Below are 18,371 nucleotides of genomic sequence, written 5' to 3'. Positions count from 1 at the left end.
CGGTCTCAACGGGTGACGGATGCGATCGGGCCCGCTAAGGGCTGCGGCATGACCGGAATCACGCCCGAAATCGTCGCCGAACACGGCCTGTCGCCCGAGGAATATCAGCGCGTCCTGCACGCCATGGGACGCGAACCCAACCTCACCGAACTGGGCATCTTTTCGGTGATGTGGTCCGAACATTGTTCGTACAAATCGTCGCGTATCCATTTGAAAAAGCTGCCGACGACGGCGCCGTGGGTAATCTGCGGACCGGGTGAGAACGCTGGCGTGATCGATATCGGCGACGGTCAGGCGGCGATCTTCAAGATGGAGAGCCACAACCATCCGTCATACATCGAGCCCTATCAGGGCGCGGCGACCGGAGTCGGCGGCATATTGCGCGACGTGTTCACGATGGGCGCGCGCCCGGTCGCCAACCTCAACGCGTTGCGCTTCGGGCGTCCCGACCATCCGAAGATGCGCCACCTGATAGCCGGCGTGGTCCATGGCATCGGCGGCTATGGCAATTGCGTCGGCGTGCCGACCGTGGGTGGCGAGGTCAATTTCCACGCCGCTTATGACGGCAATATCCTGGTCAACGCGATGACCGTCGGCGTCGCCGAGACCGCCAAGATCTTCTATTCGGCAGCCTCGGGCATCGGCAATTCGATCGTCTATGTCGGCTCCAAGACCGGGCGCGACGGCATCCATGGCGCCACCATGGCGTCGGCCGATTTCTCCGAGGATTCGGAGGAAAAGCGCCCGACCGTGCAGGTCGGCGATCCGTTCACCGAGAAATTGCTGATCGAAGCGTGCCTGGAATTGATGGCGTCCGACGCGATCGTCGCGATCCAGGACATGGGAGCCGCCGGCCTGACCTCGTCTTCGGTCGAGATGGCATCGAAGGGCGGCGTCGGGATCGAACTCGACATGAATGCGGTGCCGTGCCGCGAGACCGGCATGACGCCGTATGAGATGATGCTGTCGGAGAGTCAGGAGCGGATGCTCATGGTGCTCAAGCCCGGCCGCGAGCCCGAGGCGGAAGCGATCTTCCGCAAGTGGCAGCTCGATTTCGCGATCATAGGAACGGTGACAGATACCGGCCGCATGGTGTTGACGTTCAACGGCGAAACCGTGTGCGATATCCCGCTCGGGCCGCTCGCCGACGACGCACCGGCCTATGATCGGCCATTCGTGCGCACCACGCCCCCGGCGGATCTGACCGATGAGCCCGAATGCGGCGACCTGACCGGCGATCTGCTCAAACTGATGGCGTCGCCCGACATCGCCAGCCGCCGCTGGATCTGGGAGCAATATGACCACATGGTCGGCGCCGACACCGTCCAGCGCCCCGGCGGCGACGCCGCGGTTGTCCGCGTCCATGGCACGTCCAAGGGCCTGGCGATCACCACCGACTGCACCCCGCGCTACTGCCTGGCCGATCCGTTCGAGGGCGGAAAGCAGGCGATTGCCGAGGCTTATCGTAATATCTGCGCAGTCGGTGCGAAGCCGCTGGCAACCACCGATTGCATGAATTTCGGCAATCCGCAGCGGCCCGAGATCATGGGGCAGTTCGTCGGCGCGATCGAGGGCATGGCGGAAGCCTGCACCGCGCTCGACTTCCCGATCGTGAGCGGCAACGTGTCGCTCTACAACGAGACCAAGAATGACGATGGCAGCGGGTCGGCGATCCTGCCCACGCCGGCGATCGGCGGCGTCGGCCTGCTGCAGGATTACACCAAGAGCGCGACGATCGCGTTCAAGCACACCGGCGACGCCATTCTGGCGGTCGGCGAGCGTGGCGGTCATCTCGGCCAGTCGATCTGGCTGCGCGAGGTCCATGGTCGCGAGGATGGCCCCCCGCCCCCGGTCGACCTCAAGGCCGAGCGCCGCACCGGCGATTTCATCCGTTCGGCGATCGAACGCGGGCTGATCAGCGCGTGCCATGACGTCTCCGACGGCGGCATGGCGGTCGCGCTGGCCGAAATGGCGCTGGCGAGCGGCATCGGCGCGATGATCAACGAGGCGCAGCCGTTCGGCGTGGCGGGATCGTTCTTCGGCGAGGATCAGGGTCTCTATCTGGTCACCGTGCCCGACCAGGCGCTGGCCGAATTCCTGGCCGATGCCGCAGCAGGCGACGTTCCCGCCGATCCGATCGGAAGGACGATCAAGGACCGGCTGATCTTCGAACTCGACGAAGGCGATTGGTGCGTCAGCATCGCCGACCTGCGCGCCGCGCATGAAGGCTTTTTCCCTGCGCTGATGGGCGACACCATCGTTTGATCTGGGGGATCCTCTTCTCCCCTCCCGCTTGCGCGCGCCGGGTCGGCCATGCCCCGGCATGGCCTGAACGATGCGGGGCATCGTTCACCCGGTGCGGGGTCGGGGGAGGGTCTGTTCGTTATCCGCACTGCTCTTGAACACGCCCTCCCCTAGCCCCTCCCGCAAGCGGGAGGGGAATGCATGGAGCTGTTGTAGTCCAGCAAGTTGGTGATAGCGTCGGCGTCATGGCATCGCCCGACGCACCGACTTCGCGCCCCAAGGCGGCTCCCGCGGGCTATTCGGGAACCCCGCTGGCGAAGAAGCTGTCGCTGGCGCCAGGCATGCACGCCTGGTTCCATGCCATGCCCGACAGCGTCCGCGCGGAGATCGGTCCCGCCGCGATCGGTGTCGTCGAAGTCGATGCTCCGGTCCCGGGCCTCGATGCCGCGCATCTGTTCGTCACCGACCGCGCCGAGCTGGAACGGCTGATCGTCCAATTGCGCGCCACGATCGCCCCAGCCGGGCAGATCTGGGTGTCGTGGCCGAAAAAGGCATCCAAGGTCCCGACCGACGTCACCGAGGACGTGATCCGCGCCGTGGCGCTGCCGACCGGGCTGGTCGATGTGAAGGTATGCGCGGTCGATGCGATCTGGTCGGGACTCAAATTGGTGATACGCCGCGAATTGCGGTGAAGCGGGGAGAGGAACGATGGAAGGAACCGGGCGCAAGATTCTGTTGGCGACGTTGGTCGCGGGCACGCTCGATATCCTGTCGGCGTGCGTCTACACGCTGATCGCCGGACGCGCGCCGATCAACATGCTCAAGGGGCTGGCCAGCGCCATCCTGGGCAATGATGCGGTCAAAGGCGGGATCGGCGTTGCGCTGGTCGGACTGCTGCTGCATTTCGCGATCATGGCGGTGATGGCGGCGTTCTTCGTGATCGCGGCAAACCGCCTGCCGTTGCTCAAGGCTCGCTGGCTGCTCGCGGGCATCGCTTATGGCGTCGGGTTGTGGGCGGTGATGAACCTGATCGTGTTGCCGCTGCGCTTTGGCGCGCATCCGTTCACGGCGCTGGGCCTGGCCGAGCAGTTCTTCAGCCATATCGTTCTGGTGGGCATCCCGATCGCCTGGTTCGCGCGGCGGTGATCGACCCGCCGGGGAGCGACGGCGCGGCCGTGCGGCAACGGCTGCGCACGCTCGACGCGGTGCGCGGGGTCGCGGTGATGGGCATCCTGCTGCTCAACATCATCGACTTCGCGATGCCGGGCTATGCCGAGATCGACCCCAGTTTCTATGGCGGATCGACCGGCGCCAATTGGTGGGAATGGGCGATCGCCTACGCGATCGGCGACGGCAAGTTCCGCGGCCTGTTCACGATGATGTTCGGCGCCTCGACCATGCTGATCGCCGACCGCGCGCTGCTGAGCGGCCAGCGGCCCGCGGTGGTGCATTATGCGCGGATGGCGACCTTGTTCGTGTTCGGCATGGTCCACGCGTATCTGATCTGGGCAGGCGACATCCTGGTGCTCTATGCGCTGACCGGGATGATCGCGTTCATCGGCTGGCGCGTGCGGCCGCGGATGCTGGTGACGATCGGCATGCTGCTGCTGGCATTCAAGCTGGCCGATGGCTTGGTTGCCTATCAGCATCTCGAAAGCGCGCGGGTGGCGTCTAGCCAGCCCAGCGCCGATCCAACCCTGACCGCAGATTGGCGCGCGTTCCGGCAGCAGTCCGATCCGCAGCGTGACGCGATTGCGCGCGAACTGGCGGGCTATCGCGGATCCTATGGCGACGCGTTCAAGGTGCGCGCGCGAACCGCGATCTTCTTCCAGACGATCGTCAACCGCATCGCCTTCATCGATACGCTCGCGCTGATGCTGATCGGCATGGCGCTATTTCGCTGGGGATTCTTTTCCGGTGCCTGGTCGCGGCGCGCTTATTGGCTGACGGCCGCTGCCGTGCCGGTCGCGTGGGCGGCCTATATCCCGCTCGTCGACTGGCTCGATGCGACGCATTGGGCGCCGCTGACGATGATCGCGACCGAGGCGATCCAGCTGAGCTTGCTGCGGCCCTGGCTCAGCCTGGGCTATGCCGCTTTGGTCATCCTGTTCGTGCAATCGGGCAGCGTGCCCTGGCTGGCGGATCGCTTCGCCGCGACGGGAAGGATGGCGTTTTCCAATTATCTCGGCACCTCGATCGTCTGCACGTTGATCTTCAACGGCTATGGCCTGGGCTGGTACGGCTATCTGCAGCGCTGGCAGTGCCTGATCGTCGTCGCCGGGATGTGGCTGCTGATGCTCGCCTGGTCGAAGCCGTGGCTCGACCGATTCGCGTATGGTCCGTTCGAATGGCTGTGGCGCAGTGCCGCGCGTGGCCGATGGCAGTCGTTCCGGCGCACAAGGCGAATTGCAAACGTGTCGCAATAGTATTGCGAATCGATCTCACTATCGCTAACTCGATGGCAACGAGCGCGAGGGATAATCGGTCTCATGATGGTGTGCGTCTGCAATGCGATCCGCGAACGCGAGGTGCGCGAAGCCGCGCGCAACGGGTCGATGACCGCCTGCCAGGCCTATCGCTCGCTCGGTCGCCAGCCCAAATGCGGCCAGTGCGTGCCGTTCGCGCGATCCATTATCGACGACGAGCGCGCTGCTGCGTAGCGTTCGCAGCAGAGGGAAACCGCAGAAATCCGCCATTTTTTGGACTGTCTCGCCCGACCTTCCGGGGCTATGATGCCGGCTGAAAAGCAACGAAGGGCATCACCATGAAGGGCGATCCGCAGGTTATCGACTTCCTCAATACCGCGCTCAAGAACGAACTGACCGCGATCAACCAATATTGGCTGCATTACCGCCTGCTCGACCATTGGGGCGTGCAGAAGCTCGCCGAGTTCGAGCGCCACGAATCGATCGACGAGATGAAGCATGCCGACTGGTTGTCGGAGCGCATCCTGTTCCTCGACGGCCTGCCCAATTTTCAATTGCTCGGGCGGCTGCGCATCGGCGAGACGGTCGAAGAGGTGTTGAAGTCGGACCTCGAGCTCGAGATGGAAGCGCTGCCGCTGCTGCGCGACGCGATCGAACATTGCGAGAAGGTCCGCGACTATGTCAGCCGCGACCTGTTTCGTCGCATCCTCGACAGCGAGGAGGAGCATGTCGACACGCTCGAGCGCCAGTTCGACATGATCGAGCGGATGGGGCTGGAGAATTACATCCAGCTCAACGCGAAATCAGCGGAAGACAGCGAAAGCTGAGCGGGACACTGGACGGGCTTCTTAATCCGTCATCCCGGCCTTGTGCCGGGATCCACTGTGCAGATTAGGCCGTAGACTCATAAGTGCGGAGCCACAGCCGCATTGAGGCGAGTTGGACCATGGCGAGGAAGTTGGCGGCGAGTTTGTCATATCGGGTGGCGACACGGCGGAAGTGCTTCAGCTTGGAGAAGAACCGCTCGATAAGATTGCGCTCGCGATAGAGCCGTTTGCTGAAGCATGGCTTCCATTTCCGATTGGATTTTGCCGGGATATTCGGCGTGGCTCCTTGCTCCTCGATCAGGTTACGGATGCGGTCAGCGTCATAGGCTTTGTCCGCCAGCACGATAGTGTGGGGGCTGAGATCGTCGAGCAGCGTGTCGACGGCCTGCCCGTCATGCGTTTGTCCTGCCGTCAGGCCGAGCCGGATCGGGAGCCCTTGCGCATCGACGACTGCATGGATTTTGGTCGTGAGCCCTCCTCGGGAGCGACCGAGACAATGATCTCGATCCCCCTTTTTACCGTCGCGGCCTGCTGGTGGGCGCGAACGGATGTGCTGTCGATCATCTTGATGTCACCGTCATGGGCAGCGGTGATGGCGTCCATCATCCGGTCCCAGACGCCCGCCCTCCGCCAACGCACGAAGCGGTTGTAGCAGGTTGTTCGCGGGCCATAGCGCTCGGGCAGGTCACGCCACGGTGCGCCGGAGCGCAGCACCCAGAAGATGCCATTCAACACGCGGCGATCGTCAACACGAGGAACACCACGCGGTTTATTGGGCAACAGTGGCTCAATCACGCGCCATTCGAAGTCGGTCAGATCATATCGGCTCATGCCGATGCTGAATCACTTCAGGCCGGAGGATGGAAGCCTCCATTTGCGAGCCTAAGTCGTAAAATGCGGACCCATTCGTTGCTCTGGTCGCCAAGCAAGTCCCACATCGGCCAATCTGGCGCGGCCTCGATCGCGTGCAGCAGCGACCAGTTGAGGCCAGCGGCCGTGTCGCCATCCCGAGGCAGGAGCGGCAATAAAGCTCGAATGTCATCCGGCTTCAAAGGATGCGCGAGCGCATCAATATGCTTCGTCGCCGCCGCCAATTGGTCAGCATCAAGGTCGTCCGTGAGCTTCTCGCTGACCCCACAGAGCTCTTTCACCGCATTCTGAACCATGAATCCTCCGATGCCCGAAGGATGCGACATCAGCGCTATGACCTCAATCCGTTTATGAGTTCACGACCTAGAGTCTTTTTCAGCTTTGCTGAATCGGTGCCGGCCCTCTCCCCCACCCGGCCTCCCATAGAATACCCTGATTGGGAGGTCGGGTGGGGGAGAGGGCCGGCACCGCTACCGTTTCAGCTTTGCTGAAACAAACTCTAGCGCAGTAACAGGAGCTTCTTTTTCCGGGGCTTGCCGCCCGGTGGACCCCGGCACAAGGCCGGGGTGACGATTCAGCTCGGTCGCATTCGATCCCGATTGTACGAGATCGGCAAACAAACGGGGCTAAAGATCAGACGGCGCGGCGGCCGAAGGCGGTGGGGCGGCGCTCGACCAATGGGTTGGCCTCGCGTTCGAGCATCGCCAGCGTCGCTTCGAACGTCGGGCGCAGCTTGACGACATGTTCGAGCGCCTGGTCGGGCGCGTCGCGCGTTTCCACGCACTGGCGCCCGATGACTTCGATCGCTTCGGCGATGGCGGCGAGCTGTTCCGCACCGAACTGACGCGACTCGCCCTTCAGCGTGTGCGCCGGCAGCACGATCGCGGCGGCATTGCCCGCGCGCATCGCCTCCTCGATCGCGGCGACCGACTTGACGCCGTCTTCCTTGAAATAGCCGAGAATCCGGACGAATCCGGCGCCGAGCTCGCTCCGGGCCGCCTGAAACGCGCTCCAATCCACTATCTGCCCGCTGTCGATCGTCACCACGTCCTCCACCCGTATCGGCACGCCCCCGCTGCCAATCTGTCCGCTGTAGCTGGCGCAGGTAAACGACCGGTTGACAGAGTCGGTAGCCGTCAGCCTCTAAAGCCTTGGAGCCGTGCAGCTTTCACGAAATTAGGTTCATTCCCGATCAAATGGATTCTTCGGCGCGCGCAACGTCAAGCGCACGGGGACTGCGCCGAAGCCAAGATCTCGCCGCATCGAATTGACCAGATAGCGCTCGTAGCTTGCGGGAAGTTGATCGACGCGCGTGCCGAAAATGACGAAGCTGGGGGGCCGCGTCTTGATCTGGGTGACGTAGCGCATCTTGATCCGCTTGCCGCCGGGCGCTGGCGGAGGGTTGGCGTCGATCGCCCGCTCGAACCAGCGATTGAGCTCGCCGGTGGAGACGCGCTTCGACCAGGCCTCGCGCGTTTCGAACGCAGCGCCCAGCAATTGGTCGATGCCCTTGCCGGTCGCGCCCGACACGGTGATGACGATGACGCCCTTCACCTGGCTAAGCCCGTCCTCGAGCGCCTTCTTGACGCCATTGAACAGCGACGAGGCATTTTCGGCGATGTCCCATTTGTTGAGCGCGATGACCAGGGCGCGCCCTTCCTGCAGCACGCGGTCGGCGATCTTGAGGTCCTGCGCCTCCAGGCCGAGGGTCGCGTCGAGCAGCAGCACGACCACTTCGGCGAAATCGACCGCGCGCAACGCGTCGGCGACCGACAATTTCTCGAGCTTGTCCTGCACCTTGGCGCGCTTGCGCATGCCGGCGGTGTCGATCAGCCGCACCGCGCGCGGGCCGCTTTTCGGATCGTGCCAGGTCCAGTCGATCGCGATCGAATCGCGCGTGATCCCGGCTTCGGGGCCAGTGATCAGGCGATCCTCGCCCAGCATGCGATTGATCAACGTCGATTTACCGGCATTGGGGCGGCCGACGATCGCGAGCTTGAGCGGCGCGTCGGGGCTTTCGTCTTCCTCTTCCTCGAACTCTTCCGGTTCGGGAACGAACGGGACCAGCGCCTCAAACAGATCAGCCATGCCTTCGCCATGCTCGGCCGACACCTGGACCGGGTCGCCGAAGCCGAGGGCGAGCGATTCGATGATGCCGGCCTCCGCCGCGCGTCCTTCCGCCTTGTTGGCGACCAGGATGACCGGCGTGGTCGAGCCGCGCAGCCAGCGCGCGATTTCCTCGTCGAGCGGCACGATGCCGGCGCGAGCGTCGATCAGGAACAGGGCGACATCGGCCTGTGCCACCGCCGCCTCGGTCTGTTGCCGCATCCGGCCCGGCAAGGTCGCGGCCTCAAGATCCTCATAGCCGGCGGTGTCGATCACGCGGAACTCGAGGCCGAGCAGGTTTCCGTCGCCCTCGCGCCGATCGCGGGTAACGCCGGGCTGGTCATCGACCAGGGCAAGCTTCTTGCCGACGAGCCGGTTGAACAGCGTCGACTTGCCGACATTGGGACGGCCGATAATGGCGACGGTAGGTAAGGACATGCAGGGCGCTGTAGGGCGTGTGCACGCCAGCGGCAACGCCCTGAACGGGGCGACGCTTTACGCCGCCCCGATCCTATCACTCAGCGACTGTTTGAAAACTCGCGGTAGAGCGAGTTTTAGGACGGTGCCGGCCCGCTCCCCCACCCGACCTCCCAATCAGGGTATTCTATGGGAGGTCGGGTGGGGGAGCGGGCTGGTGCCGCGAAACGCGCCCTCAGCGCGTTTTCAAACAGACTCTCAGCGATAGGCGGAAATGCGTCCGCGCCCGTCGAGCACGTAGAGCGTATTGTTGGCGACCACCGGCCCCAGGCTGAAGCCGTCCTTGCCCGGAATAGTCTGGCCGATCGCGCCGTCGCTCGGCGAGGCGAACACCATGTCGCCCAGCGAATTGACCAGCACCAGGCGATTGCCGGCAAGGACCGGACCGTACCAGGTCAGCGGGTTCTTCTTCTTTTTCTTCTTTTCGACCTGGAAGGCACGCAACTGGCTGATCCAGCGGATCTTTCCGGTCGAGCGCTGCAGGCAGTAGAGCTTGCTTTCGTCGGTCACCACGAACAGCCACTCGCCCGCCAGCCAGGGCGTCGAGATGCCAGCGAAGTTCTGCTCCCACAAACGCTGGCCAGTGGCGAGATTGGCGGCGATGAGACGACCGCCCTGCCCCAAGGCGTAGACATTGGTGTCGTCGATCACCGGATCGGCGTCGATATCGGCGAGGCTGGACACCGAGGTCGAAATGCTGGTGCGCGACAAGGCGTCGCCCCAGATCGCCCGGCCATTTTCGACGCGATAGGCGTTGAGTTCGCCCGACGAGAAGCCGGCGACGACCGTCTGGTGCGCCACTGCCGGCGCCGCGACGCCGAATACGCCTTGCGTCTCGAGGCTGCCCGAGGCCGACCAGACTTGCTGCCCGTTGGCCGTCGACAGCGCATAAAGCTGGTTGTCCTGGCTCAACGTATAGAGCTGGTCACCGACGACGGTCGGCGATCCGCGCAGCGGCGGTCCTGGCTTGGAGCGCCACACTTCGGCGCCGGTCTTGGCATCGAACGCCACGATGTCGCCCAGGCCGGAGGTCGCATAGACGCGGCCATTGTCATAGGTCGCGCCGCCGCCGAACCGCGCCGATTTGCTCTTCTCCGCCTTGGCGATCGGCACGGTCCACAAGGACGCGCCCGAATTGGCATCGAAGGCGTGCAGCGCGCCGTCGACATCGACCGCGTAGAGCTTGCCGTCGCCGATCACCGGGGACGCCGCCAGCCGCTGCCGGTTCGACCCCGCGGGGATCGACACCGTCCAAACGCGGGAGACGGATCCACCCAGCGCCAGATGGCCCATCGATTTTTCGGGGTTGCCGCCGGGCTGGGCCCAATCGGTGTTGGCGACGGGCGCCGGCAACAGGACGTCGAGCCCCGAAATCGCCGGATCGACCTTGGCATCGCTTTCCGACACCAGGATCGGCACGCGGTCGCCGAGTACGGGAGTCTTCTTTCCGCCGCCCTTGAACGCACCGCACGCGCCGAGCGCGGTCAGCGCCACCAGCGCAATCGGCATCCTCCACTTGGTCGTCATGCTATTTACTTGCCCTTCTGAACGTTCGTGCCGGGATCCAGAGCCTGGGTCGCCTGAACCGCGCGTTGACGGATGCTGTCGGGAACCTTGTCGCTCTCCGCGATCATCTTGAACATCGCGCGCGCTTCCGCCAACCGGTTGAGCTTGAGATCGGCCATCGCGATCATCTCGCCGGCGCTGCCGAGCCAGGCCGAGTCCGAGGTCGCGAGCGGCTTCAGCCGGTCGATCACCACCTGCGGCGCGAGCGTGTCGAATTCGGTATGGGTCTGGCGGATCGTGGCGAGGTCGCGGATCGGCTGCCCGACGCTGCTATCGCCCGCGACTTCACCATATTTCGCCGCGGCTTCCTTGGTCTTGCCGGCGGCGAGCAAGTCGTTGCCCTGCAGCATCTTGGCGAGCGCGCGGTAGCCCGGTGCGCTGTCGCCGGCGAGCTTGTCGATCGGGGCCTTGGCCGCCTGGCTATTGCCGCTGGCGATCGAGTCATAGGCTTGTTGAAGCTCGATCGCCTGCTTTTCGGCAGCGCCATGGCTCCATGCCCGCCAGCCGAGCACGCCGGCGAAAATCGCCAGCGCGGCCACGATCAGGCCAATGATCACGCGGCCATAATTCTTCCACACGCCCACGATCTGATCGCGGCGGAGTTCCTCATCGACCTCGCGCAGGAAAGCTTCATCGGTTTTCGGCGTCACAGCCAAGGGGTAGGCTCCAATTGGGGGCAAAAATAAGTCGGCGGACCTTAGGGACCGCGTTCGGCTCTCGCAATGGCCGTGATCGGCGACTGTTCCTAGGGGGGTCCCTTAGCGGCGCGCCGCCCAAAAGCAACGCGGCTTAGGCGTCCTTAGACCTTCGGCAAATAGGTCTGCTCAACTCCGGGGAAGGTCCGGTTGCGCACCTCTTCGGCATAGCGCGTAGCGGCGTCGGTGATGCGACCGGCCATATCGTCGTACTTCTTGACGAAGCGTGCGGTACGCTCGAACAGGCCGAGCATATCTTCGGCGACCAGCACCTGGCCGTCGCAGGCGGCGGATGCGCCGATGCCGATTACCGGAATGTCGGTGGTTTCGGCAATCGCGCGGCCGATTGGCTCGACGACGCCCTCCAGGACGACCGAGAAAGCGCCGGCAGCGGCGATAGCCTGCGCATCGCCCTTGATCTTGGCCTCTTCCTCCTGGCTTCGCCCGCGCGCGCCATAGCCGCCGAGCGTGTTGATCGCCTGGGGGGTCAGGCCGATATGCGCCATGACCGGTATGCCGCGTTCGGTCAGGAAGCGGATGGTCGGCGCCATTACCGCACCGCCCTCCAGCTTGACCGCGGCACAGCCGGTTTCGGCCAATATACGGCTGGCGCTAGCAAAGGCCTGTTCGGGCGAGGCTTCGTAACTGCCGAACGGCATGTCGACGATAACGACGGCATGATAGCTGCCCCGCACCACCGCGGCGCCGTGCGCGCACATCATGTCGAGCGTGACCGGCAGCGTCGACGGCAGGCCATAGACCACCTGCCCCAACGAATCGCCGACCAGCAGCATGTCGCAATGCGGATCCAGCAATTGCGCCATGCGGACCGTATAGGCGGTCAGCATCACCAGCGGTTCCTGCGTCTTTCCCTCGAACTTGCGGCGCTGGATCGCCGGGACGGAGAGGCGCTTCATCGGTGCCGGCGTCGGGTTGGCGCGGCTGGTCGATGTGTCGATCGTGAAGGTCGTGGACATGGCGCGCTCCCTAGCGGCTTGCCGCCCGCGCCGCCAGCACCGAACGCCGCGATTGTATCCCACGCTTGACTTCATGTTAGTTTTATATAACATTGAGTTTATAGATTCGAACATGAGGTCAACAATGCCATTCAGGGAAAAGATGGCCTGGCTATCGGTGACCACCACGGTCGTCGTGTGGGGCGCCTATTTCACCTTCCTGCTGACGACCGCGCGGCACTTGCCCGGGCCGGCGCAATTCGGCGGGTTGCTCGCCGCGGTGATCGTGCAGACTGGACTGGTCACGGTCGGGGCGATCGTCTCCGCGGTGCTGTCACCCAAGGACGCCAGCGCGGCGAGCGACGAACGCGACAAGGCGGTCTCGCGCCGCGCCTATGCGCTCGCCTATCCGGTGCTGCTGAGCCTGATCGTGTGCGTTGCCGCCAGCATGCATTTCGGCGTCGATGCCAAGGGGATGACCTATGGGATCATGGCCGCAATCGTGATCGCCGAGATCGTCCACTACGGCGCGCAGATCGTCGGCTATCGGCGGGGAGCATGATCATGGCCTATCGCGAAAAGACCGCTTGGCTGACGCTCATCTGCATGATCGTCGCCTATGTCATCTACTTCTCGCTGGTGCTGTCGGGGCATGTCGGGCCCAGGTTGCTCGACATCGTCTGGACGTTCGGCATCGTCGCCTCGATCCAGGCGATCGTAGTGATCATCGGCCACATCGTGCTGGCGGTGCGCGACGGCGCCGAAGGACGCGCCAGGCCCGATGAACGCGACCGCGCGATCGCCCGGCGCGGCGGCAGCGCCGGCTATTACGTGCTTTTGGTCGGGACGATCATGGTCGGCGTGGTGATGCCGTTCAGCGATCCGGCGCCCAAGATCGTCAACGCGGCGCTGCTCGCGATCGTGTTGGCGGAAACCGTCCGCCATGTCCTGATCGTGACGAGCTACCGGAGGGGCTGGCATGGTTAGGGCGTGTACTCATGACCGGCAACGCCCTGGATTGCGCTGGGAGGCGTGCTGGCTAGGAGCGCAGCGCAGTCGCGTAGCCTTGAGCTACGCGCAAGCAAGCGACGACGCCGGCGCGCCTCCCAGCGCAACCGCGAAGCGGCGGGCGGATTTTGGCGCCGGGCGGCGTCGCTCGTCGGTCACGATGCAGAAACGCATCGCTCCCTCCTCGCTTCTTGCCCTGCGCCAAAATCCGCTCCGTCCAGGGCACTGCCGGTCATGAGTACACGCCCCAAGCCGCTTCCCGGCCGGGTGGTCAATCAGATCCGCCTGTTGCGCTTCATGGCCAACGAGATGACCCAGGCCGAATTGGGCGAGCGGATCGGCATGACTCGCCAGACCGTGGCGGCGATCGAGGCGGGCAAATATTCGCCCACGCTGGAAGCCGCGTTCCGCATAGCCCAGGTGTTCGGCAAACCGTTAGACGAGGTGTTCCAATGGGAGGGCTGAGCGCCCTCCCCCTGGATCAGCGCCCGATCCAGCCCTTTTTCGCCGCCATCCCGGAAAACCAGATCGCGAACAGGCCGACAAGCGCGATGAATACCGGGAACGGCACCACCTTCGCCGCGCCCTCGTGCGCGATCAGGTCGGTCATCGCGAACGTGTAGCCGAACTGCACGATGACGGCGATCAGCGAGATCCAGAACAGGATGATCGCGCGGCGTTCGCGCAACAGCAAGGCAAGACCGCCGAGCAATCCGCCGAACGTGGCGACGGCGTAGACATAATTGTACCAACTGGGCAGCGAGCGGTAGAGCGCCTGGTGATAGGGCGTTTGTTCCCACATTGCAGACGCCGCACCCAGCCGGAACTGCTCGACGCAGAAATAAACGCCGATCGCGTTCCACAGCACCAACAGGATCGCGACGATCCAGAACCAGACCGGCGGCTTGGCGGTTTGAGCCATGATTCCCCTCCCCTATTTATGTGGAGGAGACTGCGCTCGGATGCGCGCCGTGGCAAGCTCAGCCGATGCCGGCCGTTTGCCAGGCATCGGGCTTGAACCCGGCGACCAGCACGCCGTCGCCTTCGACGATCGGGCGCTTGATCATCGACGGCTGCGCCAGCATCAGCGCAATCGCCTTGTCCTGGTCGAGATCGGCCTTGTCAGCATCCGGGAGCGCGCGAAACGTCGTACCCGCGCGATTGAGCACGGTTTCCCAGCCCAAGGCACTCGTCCAGCGGCGCAGCGATGCCTCATCGGCTCCGGCTTTCTTGTAATCGTGAAAGGTATAGGCGACGCCATGGTCGCCGAGCCAGGTGCGCGCCTTCTTCACCGTGTCGCAATTGGGAATGCCGTATAGGGTAAGCATGGCCGTGTGCTTAGGCCGGGCTCCGCCATCAGGCAATCAGGCAAGCCCGGCCCGCGCGATATCGCCGAAAGCCGGGCTCGCCGATCGGTCACGGGCCGATACCCGTCAGCGCACGCGCGTGAAGTCGGCGGTCCAGTTGGTTTCCCAGGTAGCGCCGCCGTCGCGCGAAAAGGCCTGTTCCCAGCGTTCGCGATCGGGCGGTTGCTTGGTGCGGATGAAGCGAACCTTGACCGGGATGCCGTCATCGCTGTCATCACCGTAGAACAAGCCGTTGTTGCCGCGGAAACCGCCGATCACCGGCGTCCCGAGCACGCCGTCGCGACTGTTGATCCAATAGATATACCATTGCCGCCGGGCGCGATTGAACGTGCGGACCGTGAGCCCCGACCAGCCCTTGGTCGGAAAGTTGACCTGGTCGACATTGACGAGGCCATCGAGATATTGGCCGTAAATGTCGTTGCTGGGGAATTCGTCCCATTCCGGATTGGTGGTCCAGCGTTTCTTCAGTCGTCGTTGCACCGCGGTCCAGTGGCCGAGATGATAATCGAAATCGTGGATGTCGCCGGTCGGCGCCTCCGCCGGGGGTAGGACGGCGGTCGCCCGACCCGCCAAGCCTAGCCCACTCGCCAGCAACGCGCCCGCCAGCAGGTCACGCCGAGCCGGTCGTATCGGGTTGGTCATCGCTCTCTCCTTCGGAAGGGAAAAGGAGCTTTCCCGCTCCGTCCGGCCTGCTAACCTCGCCGCGACAGTGACTTGCCAGCGGATATTCGCGACTGGGCGAACGGGTACGGGAGTGGGCATGGCGGACGGTGCGCGGCGCGGCGTCGAGCTTTGGGAAGCGGGAATCGGCACGCCCGGCGGTTGGCTGCGGTTGCTTGCCTTCGGCGCGGTTGCGGGCGGCGTGGTCGGCTTCCTCGGCTATCTCGGTGGCGACCTGCTGATCTGCCTGTTCAACTGGACCGGCATGATGGTGATCGGCGCGGGCCTTGCCGGGCTGATCGTGCCGCCGGTCGTCAGGATGCTGCGCGCACGCGGCGTGCCCGCATCTGTGGCGCTGGCGATCGCGATCCTGGCGGCGGCCTTGCCCGTCAGCCTGGCGGCTGCGGCGTTCGGCCGCTGGGCATGGCCTGGAGAAGCCGCTCGGATGTCGCTGATCGACTGGTATGTGAAGACGGCATTGGTCGAGGCGATGGTGGTCGGCTTGTGGCTGGCGGCCGAGGCGCGTCGCAGGCCTGCGCCGGAGCTTGCCATGCCCTCCGCGCGGATGCCGCCCGCTTTCGCCAATGACCATGTCACCTGCCTGCAGATGGAGGATCATTATGTCCGCGTGCACCAGGGCTCGGGCAGCCGGCTCGAACTGATGCCGATGGCCGACGCGATCGCGCGTTATGGTGCGGTGGGGATCCGGACGCATCGAAGCTGGTGGGTGGCAGTGTCGGCGGTGCGCGCGATCGAGCGCGACGGGCGCAATATACGGCTACGGCTCGACGGCGGCGTGATCGTTCCCGTCGCACGCAATCGCGTCGCGGCGGTCCGCGCCGTGCCGACGCTGGCGCGCCTGTTCCCTGCCCCTAGGTTGGACGCCGCGCGATCCGCCACAGCGTGAAGAGTCCGATCCCGGCCCAGATGACGTTGAGCACGGCCGAGGGGATCGCGCCGTTATAGCCGCTATTGACGACGAAGCAGGCGGCCCCGACCAGGTTCATCCACTGATAGAGCCGCGATTGCCCACCGACCCGACCCGCGGACAGCAGGAGGTAAGCAAGCAGGATCACCACGGCGCCGGTCCAGCCGATCGTTTCGATAATGATGCGTTCCGCTGTCATGCGATCTGCCGATGACGCGGTTCGCCGCCGCCGTCCAGCCATCACCGTTAAGTCGGCATTCAGCCCCGATTGGCTGATATGCTGTCATAAGACGATATAACGGCTTGGGAGGAAGGGCATGGGGCGGCTGGGCTCGGCGACGCTGACATTGTTGCTGGCGGGGATCGCATTTCCCGCCGTCGCGCAGGATCGCGCCGACGACAATGCGGTGACGCAGGCGGAGGACGGGTTCGGCTTCAGCGTCGGGCGCGAGACGATCGGCATCTACACGTCGAGCAATGCGCGCGGCTTCTCACCGACCGCGGCGGGGAACGTGCGGATCGACGGCATGTATTTCGACCCCGCGATCGCGCTGTCGAGCATCATCAACGATTCGACCAGCATCAAGGTCGGCCTGTCGGCGCAGGGCTATCCGTTCGCCGCGCCGAGCGGGATCGTCGACCAATTGCTGCGTCGTCCCGGCGACAAGGCCGCCGCCTCGATCGTGCTCAACGCCGACAGCTACAGTTCCTATGGGCTGGAGGTCGACGGATCGCTGCCGGTCAGCAAGCGGCTGTCGGTCGGCTATGGCGCGATCGTCGGGCGCACCGCATTCCCCGACGGCACCGACAATTTCAATCACAGCCAGGGGCTGATCGTCCGCTGGCGCCCCGCGCCCGGCGTGGAGATCATGCCGTTCTGGACGCTGACCAACGATTATAATGATGAGGCGGGGCCGTTCTACGTGCCGGCGGGCAAGTATCTGCCGCCCAAGCCCCCCGCGCACAGCTTCGATGGGCCGCAATGGGCCGATTTCCGCTATACCGGGACCAATCAGGGACTGCTCGCTTCCTATGCGCCGGGCAAGACCTGGCTGCTTCGCGTCGGCGCGTTCCGGTCGGTGTTCGATCAGAAGAAGAGTTACGCCAACCTGTTGGTCGACTTGCAGCCCGACGGGACGGCGGACCGCCTGCTCATCGCCGATCCGCGCGCGAAGAACGTGTCGCTGAGCGGCGAGGTTCGGCTGACGCACAGCATCGTCGACGGGCCGCGGCTGCACGTGATCCATCTCAGCCTGCGCGAACGCGACGCGCGTCATCAGTTCGGCGGATCGGACGACGTCGATCTGGGGCCGACCCGGATCGGTGTCGAGGAGGATTCGCCCAGGCCGAATTTCGTATTCGGCGCGTCATCGCGCGACCGCATTCGCCAGGCGACCCTGGGCGTGGCCTATGACGGGCGCTGGCGCGACATCGGCGAGATCAGCTTCGGCCTCTCGCGTGCCGATTACCGCAAGACCACCTGGCTTCCCGGCGTCGCGCCGATCGTCTCGCGATCGCGGCCATGGCTCTATAACGGCACGGCGGCGGCCTATCTGTCCAAATCGGTGTCGCTCTATGCCGGTTATGCCCGCGGCCTCGAGGAAAGCGGCGTGGCGCCGCCCAACGCGGCCAACCGCAATCAGCCGCTCAACGCGATCCTGACCGAACAGAAGGACGCCGGCATCCGCTGGACGGTGACGGGGAACGTCAAGCTGATCGCCGGCGTGTTCGACCTGCGGAAGCCCTATTTCGGATTCGACGCGGCCAGTCGCTACACCCAGGTCGGCACCACGCGCAGCCAGGGGGCGGAAGTGTCGGTGTCGGGCAATTTGACGCGGACGCTCAATGTCGTCGCGGGCGGGTATTTCCTGCGCGCCCGGGTCGAGCGCGATCCCAATGCACTTGGCACGATCGGCGCCCGCCCCGTGGGATTGCCGGGGCACCTCGTCAATTTGAACCTCAACTGGAAGACGCCGGTGCTCGACGGGCTGTCGCTCGACACCACCCTGCTCCAGCGCGGCAAGGTGCCGTCGACCACCGACAATCTGGTGTCGCTGCCCGCCCGCGCACAGCTCAATCTCGGCGGCCGCTATCGGTTCAAATTGGTCAACCGCGACGCAACCCTGCGCATGCAGGTGACCAATCTATTCGACAATCGCCCCTTCAACGTCGCCGGACCCGGCATCTACGGCGCAGGCGCGGGACGGTACCTCACCGGCTACCTGGCAGTCGACGTCTAGG

Annotated in this window: 21 protein-coding genes and 1 pseudogene; 11 read left to right on the top strand and 11 right to left on the bottom strand. The window is 64.7% G+C overall.

The annotated features are described in order from the left end of the window. Nucleotides 1–48 precede the first annotated feature (48 nt). The 6 genes from purL (at nt 49) to bfr (ending at nt 5,497) form a co-directional block, all read left to right on the top strand. Nucleotides 49–2,265, top strand: a complete 2,217-nt coding sequence (gene purL / locus AC1DRD_RS16045) for a phosphoribosylformylglycinamidine synthase subunit PurL (RefSeq protein ID WP_478042115.1) — start codon at nt 49–51, stop codon at nt 2,263–2,265. Nucleotides 2,266–2,489: 224 nt separating this feature from the next. Further along, complete coding sequence (locus tag AC1DRD_RS16040; RefSeq protein WP_478042114.1) at nt 2,490–2,936, top strand: hypothetical protein; 447 nt, start codon at nt 2,490–2,492, stop codon at nt 2,934–2,936. Nucleotides 2,937–2,952: 16 nt separating this feature from the next. After that, on the top strand, nt 2,953–3,390 hold the full coding sequence (locus AC1DRD_RS16035; protein ID WP_478042113.1) for a hypothetical protein: 438 nt from the start codon (nt 2,953–2,955) through the stop codon (nt 3,388–3,390). Then, nucleotides 3,387–4,670: a DUF418 domain-containing protein gene (locus AC1DRD_RS16030; RefSeq protein WP_478042112.1), complete on the top strand. Its 1,284-nt coding sequence runs from the start codon at nt 3,387–3,389 to the stop codon at nt 4,668–4,670. The genes AC1DRD_RS16035 and AC1DRD_RS16030 overlap by 4 nt, the downstream gene beginning before the upstream one ends. A 63-nt stretch (nt 4,671–4,733) precedes the next feature. Continuing rightward, the gene (locus AC1DRD_RS16025; RefSeq protein WP_066812205.1) at nt 4,734–4,904 is read left to right on the top strand and encodes a (2Fe-2S)-binding protein; all 171 of its coding nucleotides are present in this window, start codon (nt 4,734–4,736) and stop codon (nt 4,902–4,904) included. Between the two features lie 104 nt (nt 4,905–5,008). Next, complete coding sequence (gene bfr / locus AC1DRD_RS16020) at nt 5,009–5,497, top strand: bacterioferritin (RefSeq protein WP_478028843.1); 489 nt, start codon at nt 5,009–5,011, stop codon at nt 5,495–5,497. A 64-nt stretch (nt 5,498–5,561) separates the two neighbouring features. Here bfr and AC1DRD_RS16015 read toward each other — a convergent pair. The 7 genes and pseudogenes from AC1DRD_RS16015 to panB all read right to left on the bottom strand — a co-directional run bounded on the left by AC1DRD_RS16015 (nt 5,562) and on the right by panB (nt 12,188). Further along, nucleotides 5,562–6,328: pseudogene (locus AC1DRD_RS16015) on the bottom strand (IS5 family transposase). A 17-nt stretch (nt 6,329–6,345) separates the two neighbouring features. Beyond that, complete coding sequence (locus tag AC1DRD_RS16010) at nt 6,346–6,663, bottom strand: hypothetical protein (protein ID WP_478042111.1); 318 nt, start codon at nt 6,661–6,663, stop codon at nt 6,346–6,348. Nucleotides 6,664–7,000: 337 nt separating this feature from the next. Continuing rightward, nucleotides 7,001–7,435 carry an Hpt domain-containing protein gene (locus AC1DRD_RS16005; RefSeq protein WP_478028842.1) on the bottom strand — a complete coding sequence of 145 codons (435 nt, stop codon included), beginning with the start codon at nt 7,433–7,435 and terminating at the stop codon, nt 7,001–7,003. A gap of 114 nt (nt 7,436–7,549) precedes the next feature. Next, nucleotides 7,550–8,911 (bottom strand): ribosome biogenesis GTPase Der, encoded by a 1,362-nt coding sequence (gene der / locus AC1DRD_RS16000; protein WP_478042110.1) that lies wholly within the window; start codon nt 8,909–8,911, stop codon nt 7,550–7,552. Nucleotides 8,912–9,148: 237 nt separating this feature from the next. Beyond that, nucleotides 9,149–10,477 carry an outer membrane protein assembly factor BamB family protein gene (locus AC1DRD_RS15995; RefSeq protein ID WP_478042109.1) on the bottom strand — a complete coding sequence of 443 codons (1,329 nt, stop codon included), beginning with the start codon at nt 10,475–10,477 and terminating at the stop codon, nt 9,149–9,151. A gap of 5 nt (nt 10,478–10,482) precedes the next feature. Then, nucleotides 10,483–11,166: a tetratricopeptide repeat protein gene (locus tag AC1DRD_RS15990; protein ID WP_478042225.1), complete on the bottom strand. Its 684-nt coding sequence runs from the start codon at nt 11,164–11,166 to the stop codon at nt 10,483–10,485. Nucleotides 11,167–11,315: 149 nt separating this feature from the next. Further along, nucleotides 11,316–12,188, bottom strand: a complete 873-nt coding sequence (gene panB / locus AC1DRD_RS15985; RefSeq protein WP_478028840.1) for a 3-methyl-2-oxobutanoate hydroxymethyltransferase — start codon at nt 12,186–12,188, stop codon at nt 11,316–11,318. A gap of 124 nt (nt 12,189–12,312) precedes the next feature. Between panB and AC1DRD_RS15980 the strand changes: the two genes are divergently transcribed. The 3 genes from AC1DRD_RS15980 (at nt 12,313) to AC1DRD_RS15970 (ending at nt 13,640) form a co-directional block, all read left to right on the top strand. Beyond that, nucleotides 12,313–12,729 carry a hypothetical protein gene (locus AC1DRD_RS15980; protein WP_478028839.1) on the top strand — a complete coding sequence of 139 codons (417 nt, stop codon included), beginning with the start codon at nt 12,313–12,315 and terminating at the stop codon, nt 12,727–12,729. Between the two features lie 2 nt (nt 12,730–12,731). Continuing rightward, nucleotides 12,732–13,154: a hypothetical protein gene (locus AC1DRD_RS15975; protein ID WP_478042108.1), complete on the top strand. Its 423-nt coding sequence runs from the start codon at nt 12,732–12,734 to the stop codon at nt 13,152–13,154. Between the two features lie 255 nt (nt 13,155–13,409). Continuing rightward, on the top strand, nt 13,410–13,640 hold the full coding sequence (locus AC1DRD_RS15970; RefSeq protein ID WP_478028837.1) for a helix-turn-helix transcriptional regulator: 231 nt from the start codon (nt 13,410–13,412) through the stop codon (nt 13,638–13,640). A 16-nt stretch (nt 13,641–13,656) separates the two neighbouring features. Here the strand turns inward: AC1DRD_RS15970 and AC1DRD_RS15965 are convergent, their stop codons facing one another. The 3 genes from AC1DRD_RS15965 to AC1DRD_RS15955 all read right to left on the bottom strand — a co-directional run bounded on the left by AC1DRD_RS15965 (nt 13,657) and on the right by AC1DRD_RS15955 (nt 15,184). Next, nucleotides 13,657–14,097: a hypothetical protein gene (locus AC1DRD_RS15965; protein ID WP_478028836.1), complete on the bottom strand. Its 441-nt coding sequence runs from the start codon at nt 14,095–14,097 to the stop codon at nt 13,657–13,659. 58 nt (nt 14,098–14,155) lie between these two features. Then, the gene (locus AC1DRD_RS15960) at nt 14,156–14,503 is read right to left on the bottom strand and encodes an arsenate reductase (RefSeq protein ID WP_478042107.1); all 348 of its coding nucleotides are present in this window, start codon (nt 14,501–14,503) and stop codon (nt 14,156–14,158) included. Nucleotides 14,504–14,608: 105 nt separating this feature from the next. Then, on the bottom strand, nt 14,609–15,184 hold the full coding sequence (locus AC1DRD_RS15955; RefSeq protein WP_478042106.1) for a hypothetical protein: 576 nt from the start codon (nt 15,182–15,184) through the stop codon (nt 14,609–14,611). A gap of 118 nt (nt 15,185–15,302) precedes the next feature. Here AC1DRD_RS15955 and AC1DRD_RS15950 point away from each other — a divergent pair, with 118 nt between their 5' ends. After that, the gene (locus AC1DRD_RS15950; RefSeq protein ID WP_478042105.1) at nt 15,303–16,109 is read left to right on the top strand and encodes a LytTR family DNA-binding domain-containing protein; all 807 of its coding nucleotides are present in this window, start codon (nt 15,303–15,305) and stop codon (nt 16,107–16,109) included. On the opposite strand, the gene AC1DRD_RS15945 is transcribed toward AC1DRD_RS15950, so the two are convergent. Continuing rightward, nucleotides 16,075–16,329 carry a CBU_0592 family membrane protein gene (locus AC1DRD_RS15945; RefSeq protein WP_478042104.1) on the bottom strand — a complete coding sequence of 85 codons (255 nt, stop codon included), beginning with the start codon at nt 16,327–16,329 and terminating at the stop codon, nt 16,075–16,077. The genes AC1DRD_RS15950 and AC1DRD_RS15945 overlap by 35 nt on opposite strands. A 118-nt stretch (nt 16,330–16,447) precedes the next feature. Between AC1DRD_RS15945 and AC1DRD_RS15940 the strand changes: the two genes are divergently transcribed. Continuing rightward, the gene (locus AC1DRD_RS15940) at nt 16,448–18,370 is read left to right on the top strand and encodes a TonB-dependent siderophore receptor (protein ID WP_478028831.1); all 1,923 of its coding nucleotides are present in this window, start codon (nt 16,448–16,450) and stop codon (nt 18,368–18,370) included. The last annotated feature ends 1 nt before the right edge of the window (nt 18,371 follow it).

It is taken from the genome of Sphingomonas sp. P4_G2, from assembly GCF_056401155.1.
This window is presented reverse-complemented; position numbering and strand designations above follow the sequence as displayed.

Coding starts and splice junctions, on each gene's coding strand:
- der (WP_478042110.1), bottom strand. CDS start 8,911: ATGTCCTTACCTACCGTCGCCATTATCGGCCGTCCCAATGTCGGCAAG.
- AC1DRD_RS16025 (WP_066812205.1), top strand. CDS start 4,734: ATGATGGTGTGCGTCTGCAATGCGATCCGCGAACGCGAGGTGCGCGAA.
- AC1DRD_RS15940 (WP_478028831.1), top strand. CDS start 16,448: ATGGGGCGGCTGGGCTCGGCGACGCTGACATTGTTGCTGGCGGGGATC.
- AC1DRD_RS15970 (WP_478028837.1), top strand. CDS start 13,410: ATGAGTACACGCCCCAAGCCGCTTCCCGGCCGGGTGGTCAATCAGATC.
- panB (WP_478028840.1), bottom strand. CDS start 12,188: ATGTCCACGACCTTCACGATCGACACATCGACCAGCCGCGCCAACCCG.
- AC1DRD_RS15945 (WP_478042104.1), bottom strand. CDS start 16,329: ATGACAGCGGAACGCATCATTATCGAAACGATCGGCTGGACCGGCGCC.
- AC1DRD_RS15975 (WP_478042108.1), top strand. CDS start 12,732: ATGGCCTATCGCGAAAAGACCGCTTGGCTGACGCTCATCTGCATGATC.
- AC1DRD_RS15995 (WP_478042109.1), bottom strand. CDS start 10,477: ATGACGACCAAGTGGAGGATGCCGATTGCGCTGGTGGCGCTGACCGCG.
- AC1DRD_RS15955 (WP_478042106.1), bottom strand. CDS start 15,184: ATGACCAACCCGATACGACCGGCTCGGCGTGACCTGCTGGCGGGCGCG.
- AC1DRD_RS15960 (WP_478042107.1), bottom strand. CDS start 14,503: ATGCTTACCCTATACGGCATTCCCAATTGCGACACGGTGAAGAAGGCG.
- AC1DRD_RS15950 (WP_478042105.1), top strand. CDS start 15,303: ATGGCGGACGGTGCGCGGCGCGGCGTCGAGCTTTGGGAAGCGGGAATC.
- AC1DRD_RS16010 (WP_478042111.1), bottom strand. CDS start 6,663: ATGGTTCAGAATGCGGTGAAAGAGCTCTGTGGGGTCAGCGAGAAGCTC.
- AC1DRD_RS16035 (WP_478042113.1), top strand. CDS start 2,953: ATGGAAGGAACCGGGCGCAAGATTCTGTTGGCGACGTTGGTCGCGGGC.
- AC1DRD_RS15965 (WP_478028836.1), bottom strand. CDS start 14,097: ATGGCTCAAACCGCCAAGCCGCCGGTCTGGTTCTGGATCGTCGCGATC.
- bfr (WP_478028843.1), top strand. CDS start 5,009: ATGAAGGGCGATCCGCAGGTTATCGACTTCCTCAATACCGCGCTCAAG.
- purL (WP_478042115.1), top strand. CDS start 49: ATGACCGGAATCACGCCCGAAATCGTCGCCGAACACGGCCTGTCGCCC.
- AC1DRD_RS16040 (WP_478042114.1), top strand. CDS start 2,490: ATGGCATCGCCCGACGCACCGACTTCGCGCCCCAAGGCGGCTCCCGCG.
- AC1DRD_RS15980 (WP_478028839.1), top strand. CDS start 12,313: ATGCCATTCAGGGAAAAGATGGCCTGGCTATCGGTGACCACCACGGTC.